The organism is Pseudomonas sp. WS 5078 (genome assembly GCF_012985745.1).
GTDB lineage: Bacteria > Pseudomonadota > Gammaproteobacteria > Pseudomonadales > Pseudomonadaceae > Aquipseudomonas > Aquipseudomonas lundensis_A.
Map to the genome: position 1 here is coordinate 67,593 of NZ_JAAQWX010000008.1, position 16,723 is coordinate 84,315.

The 16,723-nt window shown below is 60.1% G+C and carries 14 protein-coding genes and 1 tRNA gene; 2 read left to right on the forward strand and 13 right to left on the reverse strand.

Annotation, left to right across the window (positions count from 1 at the left end; translation table 11 throughout):
- Nucleotides 1-22 precede the first annotated feature (22 nt).
- The 10 genes from catC to HBN68_RS12650 all read right to left on the reverse strand — a co-directional run bounded on the left by catC (nt 23) and on the right by HBN68_RS12650 (nt 9,129).
- Nucleotides 23-313: a muconolactone Delta-isomerase gene (catC, locus tag HBN68_RS12605; RefSeq protein WP_094993880.1), complete on the reverse strand. Its 291-nt coding sequence runs from the start codon at nt 311-313 to the stop codon at nt 23-25.
- Between the two features lie 16 nt (nt 314-329).
- Entirely contained in the window at nt 330-1,451 is a 1,122-nt protein-coding gene (locus tag HBN68_RS12610) for a muconate cycloisomerase family protein (protein ID WP_169964450.1), read from the reverse strand.
- A 107-nt stretch (nt 1,452-1,558) separates the two neighbouring features.
- Nucleotides 1,559-2,335, reverse strand: coding sequence for a 1,6-dihydroxycyclohexa-2,4-diene-1-carboxylate dehydrogenase (locus HBN68_RS12615; RefSeq protein WP_094993878.1), 777 nt, complete (start codon nt 2,333-2,335; stop codon nt 1,559-1,561).
- A gap of 107 nt (nt 2,336-2,442) precedes the next feature.
- Nucleotides 2,443-3,453 (reverse strand): benzoate 1,2-dioxygenase electron transfer component BenC, encoded by a 1,011-nt coding sequence (gene benC / locus HBN68_RS12620; RefSeq protein WP_094993877.1) that lies wholly within the window; start codon nt 3,451-3,453, stop codon nt 2,443-2,445.
- Nucleotides 3,454-3,586: 133 nt separating this feature from the next.
- Nucleotides 3,587-4,075, reverse strand: a complete 489-nt coding sequence (gene benB / locus HBN68_RS12625; protein WP_094993876.1) for a benzoate 1,2-dioxygenase small subunit — start codon at nt 4,073-4,075, stop codon at nt 3,587-3,589.
- Nucleotides 4,076-5,437 (reverse strand): benzoate 1,2-dioxygenase large subunit, encoded by a 1,362-nt coding sequence (gene benA / locus HBN68_RS12630; protein WP_169964448.1) that lies wholly within the window; start codon nt 5,435-5,437, stop codon nt 4,076-4,078.
- 180 nt (nt 5,438-5,617) lie between these two features.
- On the reverse strand, nt 5,618-6,589 hold the full coding sequence (locus HBN68_RS12635; RefSeq protein ID WP_094993874.1) for an AraC family transcriptional regulator: 972 nt from the start codon (nt 6,587-6,589) through the stop codon (nt 5,618-5,620).
- Nucleotides 6,590-6,797: 208 nt separating this feature from the next.
- Nucleotides 6,798-7,640, reverse strand: coding sequence for an IclR family transcriptional regulator C-terminal domain-containing protein (locus HBN68_RS12640; RefSeq protein ID WP_169964446.1), 843 nt, complete (start codon nt 7,638-7,640; stop codon nt 6,798-6,800).
- Nucleotides 7,641-7,791: 151 nt separating this feature from the next.
- Nucleotides 7,792-7,867, reverse strand: a tRNA-Asn gene (locus HBN68_RS12645).
- Between the two features lie 65 nt (nt 7,868-7,932).
- Nucleotides 7,933-9,129, reverse strand: coding sequence for an amino acid aminotransferase (locus HBN68_RS12650; RefSeq protein ID WP_094993898.1), 1,197 nt, complete (start codon nt 9,127-9,129; stop codon nt 7,933-7,935).
- A gap of 335 nt (nt 9,130-9,464) precedes the next feature.
- Here HBN68_RS12650 and uvrB point away from each other — a divergent pair, with 335 nt between their 5' ends.
- Nucleotides 9,465-11,480 carry an excinuclease ABC subunit UvrB gene (gene uvrB / locus HBN68_RS12655; RefSeq protein WP_094993899.1) on the forward strand — a complete coding sequence of 672 codons (2,016 nt, stop codon included), beginning with the start codon at nt 9,465-9,467 and terminating at the stop codon, nt 11,478-11,480.
- Nucleotides 11,481-11,624: 144 nt separating this feature from the next.
- On the forward strand, nt 11,625-12,776 hold the full coding sequence (locus HBN68_RS12660; RefSeq protein WP_169964444.1) for an MFS transporter: 1,152 nt from the start codon (nt 11,625-11,627) through the stop codon (nt 12,774-12,776).
- Between the two features lie 12 nt (nt 12,777-12,788).
- Here HBN68_RS12660 and HBN68_RS12665 read toward each other — a convergent pair whose 3' ends face one another.
- The 3 genes from HBN68_RS12665 to HBN68_RS12675 form a co-directional block, all read right to left on the reverse strand.
- Nucleotides 12,789-14,108, reverse strand: coding sequence for an MFS transporter (locus HBN68_RS12665; RefSeq protein ID WP_169964442.1), 1,320 nt, complete (start codon nt 14,106-14,108; stop codon nt 12,789-12,791).
- A 90-nt stretch (nt 14,109-14,198) separates the two neighbouring features.
- Nucleotides 14,199-15,647, reverse strand: coding sequence for an efflux transporter outer membrane subunit (locus HBN68_RS12670; RefSeq protein WP_169964440.1), 1,449 nt, complete (start codon nt 15,645-15,647; stop codon nt 14,199-14,201).
- Nucleotides 15,644-16,708 carry an HlyD family secretion protein gene (locus tag HBN68_RS12675; RefSeq protein ID WP_169964438.1) on the reverse strand — a complete coding sequence of 355 codons (1,065 nt, stop codon included), beginning with the start codon at nt 16,706-16,708 and terminating at the stop codon, nt 15,644-15,646. Before HBN68_RS12675 ends, HBN68_RS12670 begins: the two co-directional genes overlap by 4 nt.
- Between the last annotated feature and the right edge of the window lie 15 nt (nt 16,709-16,723).

Genomic DNA, 16,723 nt, shown 5'->3' on the forward strand with positions numbered 1-16,723 from the left:
CATTTTTTTGTTATGGGCGTAATCAACGGTCGTCTTCGCGAAGGGAGGACGGGTGCCGACACAGCGGCGTAACCTCAATATCCATGTAGGGAAACAACGGCAAACGCATCAAGGTGTCGTGCAGCGCTTGCACACTCTCCACGTCAAATACGCTGTAGTTGGCGTACTGCCCGGCGATGCGCCACAAGTGCCGCCAGGTGCCTTCGCTCATCAGGCGCCGGGCCAGTTCTTTCTCATCGGCCTTCAGTGTTGTGGCCTTGGCCGGGTCCATGTCCGCCGGCAGTTTTACGGTCATCTTTACGTGGAACAACATGTGCGGGTCCTCCGGGTCAGTTACGGGCAAAGAACGCCAGGCGCTCTTCATCGAGGGTCAGGCCAAGGCCCGGCGTACGCGGTACGTGCAACGCAAAATCGCGATAAACCGGTGGTTCAGTGACAATGTCTTCAGTGAGCAACAAGGGGCCAAACAACTCCGTTCCCCAGCTCAGTTGACGCAGGGTCACAAAGGCATGGGCCGAGGCCAGGGTGCCGATGGCCCCTTCGAGCATGGTGCCGCCGTACAGCGCGATGCCTGCCGCTTCGGCAATGGCCGCCGTGCGCAGCACCGCTCGCGGGCCGCCGTTTTTGGCTATTTTCAGGGCGAAGATGCTCGCTGCGCCGTCTGCGGCGAGGCCAAAGGCGTCTTCGACGCTTTCAATGGATTCGTCCGCCATGATCGGTGCCGGACTGCGCTGGTTCAGGCGCACTTGCCCGGCGCGGTTGATACGCGCAATCGGCTGCTCGATCAGGTCGATGCCGTTATTGCCCAACACTTCGCAAGCGCGAATGGCCTGCGACTCGTCCCACGACTGATTGACGTCCACCCGCACGCTGGCGCGCTCACCCAAGGCCTGCTTGATGGCAATCACGTGCTTGAGGTCCTGGGCAACCGGGTTGGCCCCGATCTTCAGCTTGAAAATCCGGTGACGACGCAGGTCCAGCATCTGTTGCGCTTCGCTGATATCGCGGGCGGTATCTCCACTGGCCAAGGTCCAGGCCACCTCAAGGCTGTCGCGCACACGCCCGCCCAGTAACTCACTCACTGGCACCCCCATGCGCTTGCCCTGAGCATCGAGCAGCGCACTTTCCAGCCCGGATTTGGCAAACGTGTTGCCTTTAGCCGCTATTTCCAGCCGCAACATCGCTGCATTGATGTTGGCAGCGTCCTGGCCCACCCACAGCGGCCCCAAATGGCTGTCGATGTTCTGCTTGATGCTTTCCGGGCTTTCATTGCCGTAAGCCAGCCCACCAATGGTGGTCGACTCACCGATACCTTCTATGCCATCGCTGCACTGCACGCGGATCACGACCAGTGTCTGTTTATGCAGGGTGTGCATGGCCAGCTTGTGGGGGCGGATGGTGGGCAGGTCGACGATAACGGCCGACACACGTTCGATCAGGACTTGGCTCATTTCAGGGTTCTCTGTTGCATTAATAAAGAGGTCAGGGACTGGCTGCGCCCGGCACAGGAGCAGCGTTGTCGGTGCCTGACACAGATGGCTAACTGGCACAAACCCGCCTAGCCCTGATCGCCCCCCCCGACGGGCAGCGTCACGCCGGTGATGTACGCGGCGTCATCGCTGGCAAGGAACAAAATTGCGCCCGCTTGTTCGTCAATCGTCCCGTAACGCTTCATGTGGCTGCTGCTAACGGTTTGGTCGACGATTTGCTGGTACCAGGCTTTTTCCTGTTCGGTCTGCCCGGCGGCATTTCGCGGGATGCGCCGTGGCGGCGCTTCGGTCCCGCCCGGCGCTGTGGCGTTGACCCGAATCCCGCGCTCGGCCGTCTCAAACGCCAGGCACGCCGTGAGGGCATTCACCCCCCCCTTGGCCGCGCCGTAGGGGACGCGGTTAATGCTGCGAGTGGCAATTGAAGACACGTTGACGATGGCGCCTGCCCCTTGTTCGAGCATGTGTGGCAATGCGGCATGGCAGCACCACAAGGTCGGAAACAAGGACCGGCGCACTTCGGCCTCGATTTCAGATGCCTGGTAATGCTCAAAGGGTTTGGCCCAGATGGTGCCGCCGACGTTGTTGATCAGGATGTCCAGTCGCCCGAAACGTTCGACTGCTGCCGCCATCACCCGCTGGCATTGCGCGATGTGTTCAAGGTCAGCGGTCAGGGTCAACACGTCGGTCACATGCGCCCATTCAGCGGCCAGCTCATGCACCAGCTCCGAACGGTCAACCAACACCAATTGCGCACCCTCTTGCCCCAAGCGCTCGGCCACACGCCGCCCAATGCCTTGAGCGGCACCCGTGACAACTGCAACCTTCTTTTGAAAACGCATATTCATGGTTCCGACCTCGCTATAAGCAGGTGGGCGATCCGGCCAGCGAATCCCGCACCGCACTGCGAATAAACACGCCCGTTGAGCCAGCAACGGGCCGACAAGAGCAACACTCAGGCGCTGGCGGCAAATTTCTCGTAATAGAAATTCGCAGGCTCAATGCCGTGTTCGCGCAGGTAGCTGCTAACCGCTTCCACCATCGGCGGCGGGCCGCACAGGTAAACGTCCACATCCCCATCGTTCAGGTGCGCGGGCGCAATGTGCTGGGTGACATACCCCTTGAGCGGGTGCGTGCTGTCCGGGTTGGCGACGCACACGCTGTAGGTGAAGTTGGCGATGCATGCGGCCATGGCCTGCAATTTGTCCACTTGCACCACATCGACGTCATGGGTCACGCCATAGATCAAGTGCAGGGGGTAGGCACTGCCCTGCTCGGCGATTTTTTCCAGCATGGCGGTGAGTGGCGCCAGCCCCGTGCCACCCGCCAACAGCAACAGCGGCCGCTTGATATCCCGCAGGTAAAAACTGCCCATGGGGCCAGTCAGGGTCATGGTGTCGCCGACCGCTGCCTGGCCGACCAAATAACGGCTCATCAACCCGCCGGGCACATTGCGGATCAGAAAGCTGACCTCTGCGTCCTTTTGCAGCGAGCTGAACGAATAGGCACGTGAGTGCTCGCTGCCAGGCACCTTGAGATTGACGTATTGGCCCGGCAGAAATGCCAGGTTGCTCAGGGCCTCGCCCTTGAGCGACAGGCCGATGGTGCTTTCGGAAAGCGGGTGCACTGCGCTGATGTGCACCTCATAACTGGCCTGCCGGGTTTTACACACCTCGCTGGAAGCTGGCACGCGCACCACGCAGTCGCTTTCGGCGCGCATCTGGCAGGTCAATACGAAGCCGCGTTGCGCTTCTTCTTCACTCAAGGCGTCTTCAACGTATTCTTCGCCGAGGTCGTACTGACCGGACTCCGCGAAGCATTTACAAGCACCGCAAGCGCCGTCGCGGCAATCGAGCGGGATGTTGATGCCCTGACGGTAGGCCGCATCCGCAACCGTTTCGCCCACAGCGGCATCAATAAAACGGGTCACCCCGTCTTCAAAATTCAGTGCGATCTTATGGCTCATGGCACGCCTCGCTTAACACAGAAAGAGGTCAAACCGCAGGCGGAGCTTCATGCGCGCACGGCACCCAAGGTGGCGGCAAGAACCGGGGTTCTGCTCGCCCCTGATACGGGCCAGCGCAGGCTCCGCATCGGGTTTAGAGGTGGTACACGTCGATAATCTGACGCACGTAGTCGTTCTTCAGGACTACCTTTTTAGCCTTGATCAGCGGGTTAGGCCCGCGGGTGTCCAGGGTGTAAAAGCTGGTGCCGTAGAAATGATCAACGACCTTGTAGCGAAAGCTCAGGGTGTGCCAGTTGAAACGCAGTTTGCACAGGCCCTCCGCTTGCTCGATCAGTTCTATGTTGCTGATGTTGTGCGAGGTGCGTGTGTCAGGCACCGTCGCGCTGGAGCGTTCGGTGCGGATGCGAAACACGCGGTCTTCCAGACCGCTGCGGTTGGCGTACCAGATCAACGAGATCTCGGTCTGGGGGTTTTCCACTAATTGGTCGCGATCGTCCCAGGCGGGCATCCAGAAACTTGCGTCGCGGGCGTACATTTCCAGCCAATCGTCCCACTGCTTGTCGTCCAGGTAACGCGCTTCACGGTAAAGAAAGTCTCGCGCGGCTTCGTAGGTCAGGCTCATTTACGCGCCCTCCACGTGAATCATCTGATCCTGACGGTGTGTAAGCGCTGCCACCATTTGCGACTGCCAATACGTATGCTGCAACACGAACAAGCCCTCGTCTTCGGTGCGCACACCGCTCATCAACGGCTGCAGGTCGATCTCCCTGGCCGATTCGTCGGCGCCATCGACCCAATGCTCACTGCCCCGGGACATGTCATTCCATTCCATGGCGCGACCGGCGAAGCCTTGTTGACAGGCGCGAAACTCTTCCAGATCGTCCGGCGTGGCCATGCCACTGACGTTGAAGAAGTCTTCGTACTGACGAATCCGTTTGGCACGCGATTCAGCGCCCTCGCCTTTGGGGGCGATGCAATAGATGGTGACTTCGGTCTTGTCGACTGCCAACGGCCGGGCAATGCGCAGCTGTGAGCCGAACTGGTCCATCAGGTACAAGTTGGGGTACAGGCACAGGTTGCGTGAATTACCGATCATCCAGTCAGCCCGCGCGTCACCGAACTCACTGGCAAGGCGATCGCGCTCGGCAAACATTGGCCGGTCTTCAGGGTTGTCCCAACGGGTCCAGAGCAACAAATGGCCGTTTTCGAAGGCGTAGAACCCCCCGCCCTTTTTGCCCCAGCCGCCCGCGCTCATGGCGCGAATATCATCCCCTGCCTCTTTGAGCTTGCGCTGCTGCTGGGTCGCGGCGTAGTTCCAGTGCACGGCCGATACGTGGTAGCCGTCGGCGCCGTTCTCGGCCTGCAACTTCCAGTTACCTTCGTACACATAGGTCGATGAACCGCGCAGCACTTCCAGGCCATCGGCAGATTGATCGACCACCATGTCGATGATTTTTTTCGATTCGCCAAGGAAGGTTTCAAGCGGCGCAACGTCATCGCGCAGGCTGCCGAACAGAAACCCCCGGTACGACTCAAACCGAGCAATTTTCTTCAGGTCATGGGAGCCGTCGCAGTCGAAGCTTTCCGGGTAACCGGCGTGCTTGGGGTCTTTGACTTTGAGCAGCTTGCCCGAGTTATTGAACGTCCAGCCGTGGAACGGGCAGGTGTAGGTTGCCTTGTTGCCGCTTTTGAAACGACAGAGCATTGCCCCGCGATGGCTGCAAGCGTTGATAAACGCATTGAGTTCACCCGCCTTGTTGCGTGCGATAAAAATCGGCTGACGCCCCATGTGGGTGGTGTAGTAGTCGTTGTTCTGCGGGATCTGGCTTTCATGTGCCAAGTACAACCAGTTGCCTTCGAAGATGTGTTCCATCTCCAGATCAAACAACCGCGGGTCGGTGAACATTTCGCGTTTGCAGCGGAAGATGCCGTTCTTTTTATCGTCTTGCAGCAGGCTGTTCAGGTAGTCGAGTCCCAGGTTCATGGCCATGGCTCCGTTATTATTGTTTCAACGGAATCAAGGCTACGTTGCCCGGTGACGCGGCAATATCCGCTTTGTGCACGACCTCTATCCGTTTACTGCATACCCGCAGTCGGCAGGTAAACGGCAGCGGATGGGCGGCACAGCAAAAGGTCATCGGCCCGGATCAGGCCGACGGTGCAGCTACCCCTGAGGGTTAGGTGCCTTGTGGCGACGCAGGGTTTCGGAGGGCAATTCGCCAAAAGCACTTCTGTAGCTTTCCGAAAACCGTCCCAAATGCAGGAACCCATACTCCAGGGCGACTTGCGTCACGTTGCGCACCCGTGCGGCCGGGTCGCAAAGGCTTGAGCGGATCTGTTCGAGCTTCTTCTGACGGATAAAACTCTTAGGCGTCGTGCCCGTGTGTCGCTCAAACAAGGCATACAACGAGCGTGGGCTGCTGTGCGCCAGACGGGCCAGTTGCTCAACACTGATGTCGTGTTTCAGGTTGGTTTCAATAAATTGCAGAATGCGCTCAAAACTGGCGGCGCCTTGTGCGAGCGGCAGGCGGCTGACGTTGTTGTCCAGCAGTGTCAGCAATTTGGCGCAGATGATCCGCGTAAAGTGCTCTTGCACTTGCTGCAACGTGTGAGCGCTCTCCGCTTCCACGCACACCAACTGCAACAGACCGTAAAAACCCTCTAACTGATGCAGGTTGTGCCTGGGTTTGAAACGAATTCCGTCATCAGGGGGCTGCCAGTGATGATCGCGGCACGTTTTATCCAACAGCGACGAAGGCAATTTGATGATGAATTTCTCGCAGTCAGCGGAATACGTGAGGTCGACCGGATCATCCGGGTTAATCAGCAACAACTCGCCGGGGCTGAAGTGGTGCTTCTCACCGCCCCCGCGCCAGAGGCAATGGCCACGCAACAACACCTGCAAGTGGTAAATGGTCTCCAGCGCAGGCGAAGTCACCTGCACACTGCCGCCGTAGCTGATGCGACACAGGTCAAGGCTGGCGAACTTGCGATGGTTTAACGAAGCCGCGGGCTGACCGAGCCGCGGCATACGGATGTCGTGCATTCCCATGTGTTCATTCACGTAGCTGGAGACGGCATGGGGGTCCGCACGGTCGAACACACTACTGGTGTTACTGAGCAGGCAACTGTTCATGGCAAGGCACTCACGTTGTTTTTATGCACTGCGCTTTGCCTAAACGCAGTGTTTGATCAAGCTGCCACCGATTCTATGCCTGTGTGCACAGATAAATACGCTGACCGGAGGAACGGTTCTCGGCGCATGGCGCCTGTCGCATTAAGCCGCACGACGAAGAAGGACTCAATTGAACCTTCTGCCAAGCGTTCGATTAACGCACACTGTTTCAGCTATAGAGCCGGGTGCTGAGTTCCCGGCTGGCTTGCAGCAGTATGGGCAGGTAGCGCGACTCCAGCTCCTGGCTAGATACGCGGCTGACGTGAGTCCCCACATTGAGGGCTGCCAGGACTTGTCCCGCCGCGTCTTTCAATGGGACGGCAATCGAACGCAAACCGATTTCCAACTCTTGATCGACAAGTACCCACCCCTGCTCGCGGACGTGTCCGATGCTTGCGCGCAAACCGTCCACGGTATGGACCGTACGGCTGGTTTTGACGTGAAGTTCGGCACGCTCCAGATAATCGTCCAGCGCCAGATCATCCAGCCCGGCGAGCAGAATTCGTCCCATGGACGTGCAATAGGCCGGTAAACGACTGCCCACACTCAAATCAACCGAGATCAAGCGTTGAGGGATTGCCGAGCGGGCAATGTAGAGGATTTCATCGCCCTCCAGTGTGGCCATTGAGCACGCCTCATGCAGGTGTTCGCTGAGGCGATCCAGAATGGGCTGGGCCGTCACCGCCAAGGGGGTCGAAGACACGTAAGCGTGACCCAGGGTCAGCACTTTGGGCAGCAAGGAATACGTGCGCCCATCGGTGGTGGCGTAGCCGAGTTTGATCAGGGTATGCAAGCAACGGCGTACGGCGGCACGGGGAATTTCGGTGCGATGGCTGATCTGCGCAATCGTCAGTTGCCGTTTTCGCTCCTGGAAGGCATGCACCACGGCGAGGCCTCGGGCCAGTGACGTCATGAAATTCGGGTCGCCGGTCAAGGCGTCGATGCGCTTGGCGGGTGACGCCACAATTGGCGGCGCCACGGTAGAGAGTGGCAACGGGCGTTCTTCGCTCATTATTGTTTTCCTGTCCTGATGCCAACAAAGGCCGGGGCGATTATCGAACCGCCACTTGATAATCGCAAACGGACGCGGCACAGCTAACAGGCAGGAAACCTTATCGACAGGCATAAAAAAAGCCGCTATCGCTAGCGGCTTTTCTTTTATCTGGCTCCACGACCTGGACTCGAACCAGGGACCCAATGATTAACAGTCATTTGCTCTACCAACTGAGCTATCGCGGAATGGCGTCTATCTTACTGATATAAAAAGAGAAGTCAACACTCGTGAAGACTTCTCTTTGCATTATTCAGATGACCTGAACAATGGCGTCGGTAACCACCTCAATGTTGCGCTGGTTCAAAGAAGCCACGCAGATGCGACCCGTGTCGAGCGCGTAAATGCCGAACTCGGACCGCAGGCGCGCCACTTGCTCCACGGTCAGGCCCGAATAGGAGAACATGCCGCGCTGGCGGGCCACGAAGCTGAAATCGTGCTCAGGTGCCTTCTTGGCCAGCAACTCGACCATTTGCAGGCGCATGCCACGAATGCGCAGGCGCATTTCGGCCAGCTCGTCTTCCCACATGGCCCGCAGCTCAGGGCTGTTGAGCACAGCCGCCACAATGCTTGCGCCGTGGGTTGGCGGGTTCGAGTAGTTGGTGCGGATCACACGCTTGACCTGAGACAGAACGCGCGCGCTCTCGTCCCTGGATTCGGTGATGATCGACAGTGCGCCAACACGTTCGCCGTACAGCGAGAACGACTTGGAGAACGAACTGGACACAAAGAAGCTCAGGCCCGAGTCAGCAAACAGGCGCACGGCTGCGGCGTCTTCGGCGATGCCGTCACCAAAGCCCTGATAGGCCATGTCGAGGAACGGAATCAGCTGGTTGGCCTTGACCACGTCCAGCACGTTCTGCCAGTCAGCAGGGGTCAGGTCGACACCGGTCGGGTTATGGCAGCAGGCGTGCAGCACCACGATGGAACCCGACGGCAGCGCGTTCAGGTCTTCCAGCATCCCGGCACGGTTCACATCGTGGGTGGCGGCATCGTAGTAGCGGTAGTTCTGCACCGGGAAACCTGCGGTTTCAAACAGTGCGCGGTGGTTTTCCCAGCTTGGATCGCTGATGGCGACTACCGCATCGGGCTGCAGCTGCTTGAGGAAGTCTGCGCCGATTTTCAGAGCGCCCGTCCCGCCGACTGCCTGGGTGGTGATGACACGGCCAGCAGCCAGCAACGGCGACTCGGCACCGAACAGCAGTTTTTGAACGGCCTGGTCGTAGGCGGCAATACCGTCGATTGGCAAGTAACCGCGCGACGCGTGTTGAGCGACGCGTTGGGTCTCGGCTTCGACAACGGCACGCAAGAGCGGAATTCTTCCCTCTTCGTTGCAGTAAACACCGACCCCCAGATTCACTTTGCTGGTACGGGTATCGGCGTTGAATGCTTCGTTGAGGCCCAGGATAGGATCGCGTGGTGCCATTTCGACAGCGGAGAACAGGCTCATTATTACGGCGGCTCTGAATAGGGAATGGAGGGGGTGACAACGCTCCAGCCGATTGCACTAGAGCGGTGCACAAACGGGGAGCAAGTATAAGCCCGTACACGATTGGGGCAACAGGCGATTCCCGGATTTGGTCAAGTATTTCAGTTTATTTTCAGGCCACTGGTCTAATTGCATTCCGGGCCTGAATGGCCCTGTCAGACACGCGCCTTGAAACAGTCAGTCACCAACACCATATTTAGCCGTATCCTGTTTTTTTCCTGCGGCATGCGTCGTATGCAGTCTTTCGCGCATTTGAAAGGTCCATGCCTTTATAGATGCGAATCCAGAGGTCAGATATGTCCGATTTTCAGCTCGTTACCCGCTTTGAGCCCGCAGGCGATCAACCCGAAGCCATTCGCCAGATGATCGAAGGCATTGAAGCCGGCCTGTCCCACCAGACCCTGCTCGGGGTGACCGGTTCGGGCAAGACCTTCAGCATCGCTAATGTGATTGCCCACGTGAACCGTCCGACCCTGGTGCTCGCGCCCAACAAGACCCTGGCGGCGCAGTTGTATGGCGAGTTCAAGTCGTTCTTCCCGAACAATGCGGTGGAATACTTCGTTTCGTACTACGACTATTACCAGCCCGAAGCCTACGTACCCTCCTCTGATACCTTCATTGAGAAAGATGCCTCGATCAACGACCACATCGAACAAATGCGTCTGTCAGCGACCAAAGCGCTGCTGGAACGCAAGGACGCGATTATCGTGACCACGGTGTCGTGCATCTACGGCTTGGGCAGCCCCGAAACCTATTTGAAAATGGTGTTGCACATCGACCGCGGCGACAAACTCGATCAGCGCGAACTGCTGCGTCGCCTGGCCGACCTGCAATACACCCGCAACGACATGGACTTCGCGCGTGCCACGTTCCGCGTGCGTGGCGACGTCATCGACATCTACCCGGCCGAATCCGACCTCGAAGCCATCCGCATCGAGCTGTTTGATGATGAGGTCGAGAGCATCAGCGCATTCGACCCCTTGACCGGTGAAGTGATCCGCAAGATGCCGCGCTTCACCTTCTACCCGAAAAGCCACTACGTGACCCCGCGCGAAACCCTGCTCGACGCCGTAGAGGGCATCAAGGAAGAGCTCAAAGAGCGCCTCGATTACCTGCGCGCCAACAATAAGCTGGTGGAAGCCCAGCGCCTTGAACAGCGCACCCGCTTCGACCTGGAAATGATCATGGAGCTGGGTTACTGCAACGGCATCGAAAACTACTCACGCTACCTGTCGGGACGCGAATCCGGGGCTCCGCCGCCCACGCTGTTTGATTACCTGCCGGCTGACGCACTGCTGGTGATTGATGAATCCCACGTCAGTGTGCCGCAGGTCGGCGCGATGTATAAGGGCGACCGCTCGCGCAAGGAAACCCTTGTTGAGTACGGTTTCCGCCTGCCGTCGGCGCTGGACAACCGGCCCATGCGTTTTGACGAGTGGGAGCGCATCAGCCCGCAAACCATTTTTGTCTCGGCCACACCCGGCAACTACGAAGCCGAGCATGCGGGCCGGGTGATCGAACAGGTGGTGCGTCCGACCGGTCTGGTGGACCCGCAAATCGAGATCCGCCCGGCACTGACCCAGGTCGACGACTTGCTGTCGGAAATCACCAAGCGTGTGGCGCTGCAAGAGCGCGTCCTGGTGACCACGCTGACCAAGCGTATGTCCGAAGACTTGACCGACTACCTGGCTGACCACGGTGTGCGTGTGCGTTATCTGCACTCGGACATCGACACGGTGGAACGGGTCGAGATCATCCGCGACTTACGCTTGGGCGTGTTTGACGTGCTGGTGGGCATCAACTTGCTGCGTGAAGGCCTGGACATGCCGGAAGTGTCATTGGTGGCGATTCTCGACGCTGACAAGGAAGGCTTCCTGCGCTCCGAGCGCTCGTTGATCCAGACCATTGGCCGGGCAGCCCGTAACCTCAACGGCCGGGCAATCCTGTACGCAGACCGTATCACCGGCTCCATGGAGCGGGCGATCGGTGAAACGGAACGGCGCCGGGAGAAACAAATCGCCTTCAACCTTGCCAACGGCATCACCCCCAAAGGCGTGTTCAAGGACGTGGCCGACATCATGGAAGGCGCAACCGTGCCCGGCTCGCGCAGCAAAAAACGCAAAGGCATGGCCAAAGCCGCCGAAGAAAACGCCAAGTACGAAAACGAACTGCGTTCACCGAGCGAAATCAGCAAGCGTATTCGTCAGCTGGAAGAAAAAATGTACGCACTGGCCCGCGACCTGGAATTCGAAGCCGCGGCGCAGATGCGCGACGAAATCGGCAAATTGCGCGAACGTTTGCTGCAGGTGTAAACCGTGCACCAGCAGGTCCAGAGGGCCATGCAAAGCCTGTAGGCGCACGCAGGCTGCGTTTTCACAGCGCAGCCTCACACCGCCCGCCGCGAATATGTCAGGATGTTTCGCCGCGTCGCACCGACTCGATAGACAAGGATGATCATGACCGCCGCCGTTACGCAAAAGCCCCTTGTTCCGGGACGCCTCGAGCAGATGTCGACCCGCATGGCGTTCTTTATTGCCGGGTTCGGCGTGGCGGCCTGGGCGCCGTTGGTGCCCTATGCCAAAGCCCGGGCGGAGCTGGACGAGGCCACCTTGGGCTTGCTGTTGTTATGTTTGGGGGCCGGTTCGATTCTGGCGATGCCCATCGCGGGTATGCTGGCGACCCGTTATGGCTGCCGCAACGTCACCATCGCCGGTACGCTATTGATTTGTCTGGCACTGCCTCTACTGGCCACCGCCAGCACCGTCGCGCTGCTGATTGCCACGCTGTTTGTGTTTGGGGCCGGTTTGGGGGTCGTGGATTCCACGGTCAACCTGCAAGCCGTGATCGTCGAACGCGCCAGCGGCCGCAATATGATGTCGGGCTTCCACGGCCTGTTCAGCGTGGGCGGGATTGCCGGTGCGGCGGGGGTCAGCGCCTTGCTGGCACTGGGGCTTACACCGCTGTGGGCGATTGCCGTGGTGATTGTGCTGTTACTGGCTGCGCTGGCCAAAGCCGCACCGCACCTGCTGCCGTATGGCAGTGAAAGCAGTGGCCCGGCATTTGCCATCCCTCACGGCGTGGTGCTGTTCATCGGTGTGCTGTGCTTCATCGTATTTTTGGCCGAAGGGGCCATGCTTGACTGGAGCGCCGTGTTCCTCAGCGCTGAAAAACACATCGGCGAAGCCTATGCGGGCTTGGGCTATGCCGCCTTCGCCGTGACCATGACCGCCGGGCGCTTGCTGGGCGACACCCTCGTCCGGCGGTTGGGCCCCACCCGGGTGATCGTGCTGGGAGGGGCGCTCGCGGCGTTGGGCCTGGCACTGGCTACCCTGGCACCGGGTTGGCAAGTGGCATTGCTCGGCTACGCGCTGGTAGGCGCGGGATGTTCCAACATTGTGCCGGTGCTGTACTCCGCCGTGGGCAAGCAAACCGTGATGCCTGAACACATCGCCGTACCGGCCATCACCACGCTGGGCTACGCCGGTATTCTCGCAGGCCCTGCGGCAATCGGATTTGTCGCACACGCCAGCAGTTTGAGCGTGGCCTTCCTGATGATCGCCGCCCTGCTGCTGGTCGTGGCCATCAGCGGGCGGATCTTGCGGGTTTAAACCTGGCTGCCCCTACCCTGGCACATTCGCCAACAGCCGTTGCTCCACCTGCACCCCCCGTGCAAAACCGAACACGCGTGCCGTGAGCACACCGACCAGCCCCATCATTGCGCAGAATCCCACGCAAACCCACGGGCTCCAGGGCATCAGCGCAATCAGCAACAGGGGCGTGGTACTGGCCCACAGGGCGTACGCGATGTTGTAGGTGAAGGAAATACCCGACACCCGAATCGGAGCAGGGAACAACCCCACCATCACCGACGGCACCACGCCGACGATGCCGCAGGTCAGGCCGGCAAACGCATACGCCAGCCCCGGCATGGCCCATTGACCGACCAGACTGGCGTAAAGCAGGCCAATCCCCAGCGGCAGCAGCAGACTGTAAAGCACGATGCTGCGCCATACGCCGATGCGGTCCACCATCAACCCGGCCAGCACGCAGCCCAGGTTTAAACACACGATCCCCAGACTGCTCAACGCAAAGGTATGGCTGGCGTCCATACCAAAGCGCTGTTGCATGACGGTGGGGGTTATCACCACAAACACCACCACCGCGCTGGTCAATACGCAGGTCAGTAACGCCGCAGGCAGCAAGGCACTGCGATGGTCGCGCAACACGGTGCGCAGCGGGAACTGCGCCTTGCCCTCGTTGCGTTCGCGCAGGGCCAGAAAGACCGGGGTCTCGCTCAGCCAGCGGCGCAGCCATACACCGATCACCCCGAATACCCCGCCCAGCAGGAACGGAAACCGCCATGCGTAATCAAGGATTTCGGCGGGGGTGAAGAGCTGCGCCAGCAACGTCGCCGTCAGGGCTCCCAGCAAATAGCCGAAGGTCAAGCCGGCCTGCAAAAAGCCCAGTGCATACCCGCGTCGCCCGGCCGGGGCGTGCTCGGCCACGAACACCCAGGCGCTGGGCACCTCGCCCCCTACCGCTGCGCCTTGCAGGATGCGCAACGCCAGCAGAATCAAGGGGGCGAAGTAACCAATGTCGGCGTAAGTGGGCATAACCCCGATCAGCAGGCACGGCAGAGCCATCATTAAAATACTGAGGCTGAACACCCGTTTGCGGCCCAAATGGTCGGCAAAGTGCGCCATCAGAATGCCGCCCAGCGGGCGTGCCAGGTAGCCGGTCACGAAAATGCCGAAGCTTTGCAGCAAGCGCAGCCATTCAGGCATGTCCGGCGGGAAAAACAGCTGGCTCAGGGTCAAGGCGAAAAAAACGAAAATGATGAAATCGTAGATTTCCAGCGCCCCGCCCAGGGCCGCCAGGCCGAGGGTTCGGTAGTCAGACCGGGAAAAATGCACCGAAGAGGCTTGAGTATCAGCAGGCATAAATACGCTCAATGTGAAAGGAACACGCCTAAGCAGACGCTGCGACCAAGGGCGCGAGCATAGCAAATCTGCATCCTGGGTCTTCAACCTCTACTTGAGGCAGGGCTCACGCCTGCACTGACTCACCTCCCAGCCCCCACCCAGCGAGACATAGACGTCCACCAGCGCTAGCGACACCGCTGCCGTGCTCTGCACCCACGCCGCCTGATTGGCCAGCAGCGCGTTTTGCACCGTCATGACGTTGAGAAAATCCACCGTGCCCTGCGCGTACTGCTGATGCACGCTGTCGAGCGCCCGCTCGCTGTGACGCACCGCCTGCTGCAGGCTGTCCCGGCGTTGCTGGTTGGCCTGATAGGCCACCAGCGCATCATCCACCTCATGCCAGGCCCGCAGCACGGTTTGCTGATAATGGACCCCCGCTTCCTGCTGACGACCTTCCTGCAATTGCAATGCGCCCTGCAAACGTGCGCCTTCAAACAACGGCACGCTCAAGCCCGGCCCGAGGGCAAAGCGGCGCGAGCCCCAACTGCCCAAATCCGACAACTGCAGGGCTTGAAACTCAAGGTTGCCGGACAACGTGATGCGCGGATAGAAGTCTGCTCGCGCCACGCCGATAGCGGCCGTTGCGGCGTGCAACCTCGCGTCGGCGCTGCGAATGTCCGGGCGGCGCTGGGCCAGTTCACTCGGCAAACCGATGGGCACATCCCCTCGGTACGCAGGCACGGGGGCAAGGGTCGCCAATTGCCGGTGCAACGCACGCGGCGCCTTACCCAGCAACAGGCTCAAGGCATTGATCAACTGAGCGCTGCTTTGCTGCAACGGCGCCAGTCGCGCTTGCATCTCCGCCACTTGCGAGGCAGCTTCAGACACTTGCAGGTCCGTGGCCACGCCCTCCTGGACTTGCAAGCGCGTCAACTCCAGCGTGCGCTGTGCAATCTTCAGGTTTTGCTCCACCACCGTCAGCACCTGCTGGGTGCCGCGCAACTGGATGTACTGTTGCGCCGTTTGCCGCATGACCAACAATTGCACGCCGTGGCGGTCTTCCTCCGCCATGCGCACCGTGGCGTCGGCCGCTTCCACGGAGCGCTTGACCCGCCCCCACACGTCAGCTTCCCAACTGAACCTAAGGCCACCATTCCACAGGCTGAACGCCTGTTTACCGCTGCGACCCGACGGGTCGTTCAACCCGCGCTGACTATTGCGGCTGCGGCTGTAATCCAGCCCACCACTCACCGCCGGCAAGGTGTCGGCCGCGATCTGGCGGCGTAGGGCACGACTTTGCTCAAGTCGGCTGGCGGCTTGTTGCAGATCGAGATTACTGAGAAGCGCCTCACGCACCAGGTCCGCCAGTTGCTCATCGCCAAAACTGTCCCACCAACGCCAATCGACCTCACCTTCGACCGCCCGGCTATGACCGGTTTCACTGGCCGTGGGCGCCCAATGTGCGGGCAACGGTGAGGTCGGGGTGCGAAAGTCCGGGCCCATCACGCAACCGGTCAGGTTCAAGGCCACGGCGCAGGCCAATGCGTTGAGTTTCATCGCGCAATCACCCGTTCGGGTCGGGTCGAGGCGATGTCGATGGCCGCGTCCACCGACATGCCCAGACGCAGCTCGCTGGCCATAGGCTGACCTTGATCGAGGGTGATTTTTACCGGCACGCGTTGCACCACTTTGGTGAAATTGCCAGTGGCGTTGTCCGGGGCGATGGCCGAAAACGTCACGCCCGTGGCCGGGGCAATGCTGTCAACCGTGCCGAGCAAGAGTTCTCCGGGGAAGGTATCGACCTTGATGCTGACCCGCTGGCCAGGCCGCATGTGGGTCAATTGATTTTCCAGAAAGTTGGCCACGACATAGGCCTGCGCCAAAGGCACCACGGCCATAATCGTGTCGCCGGGCTTTACGTAGGCCCCAAGCCGCAGGCTGCGGCGCCCGATCACGCCATCAAAGGGAGCGACCACGCGGGTGTGCGACAGGTCCAGCTCGGCGCGTGCCAGCAATGCTTGCGCATGTTGCACAGAGGCTTGAGCGGCGGTGTGCTCGGCAACCAGCACGCGGGTTTGCTGGCGGGCCGCTTCCAGCGCTGCCTTGTGCTGAGCCAATAATGCGCGGGCGGTTTGCGAGCGGTTTTTTGCCTGCTGCGAATTTTGCAGCGTCCCGGCGCCCTGGCCTGCCAGATGCTCGTAGCGCTTCAATTCATGGGCCGCAAACTCCACTTGCGCCAGGTCTGCGTCCACCGTGGCATTGGCCTGTTCGATCAACGAACGCTGGCGTTCCATCCTTGCCAGCGCATTCGCCTGTTGCGCCTGAGCCATGGCCACACTGGCCTTTGCCGCCTGTACCTCAGCCTCGTAGTCTTGCGGATCGATGCGCGCCAGTAACTGGCCCGCCTTGACCGGCTGGTTATCCTGCACCAGCACCGCCTCAATAAAGCCCGCTACCTTCGGCGCCACCAGGGTGAAATCGGCACTGACAAACGCGTCATTGGTGCTTTGCACCGCGCTAGCGCCAAACACCAGCCGCCACAGGCCATACAACAGCACCACCGCCAGCAGTCCCAGCCCCGCCGCCACCCAAGGCGTGCGCCCGCGTGTTGTGTTCATGTCATTACTCCGCAC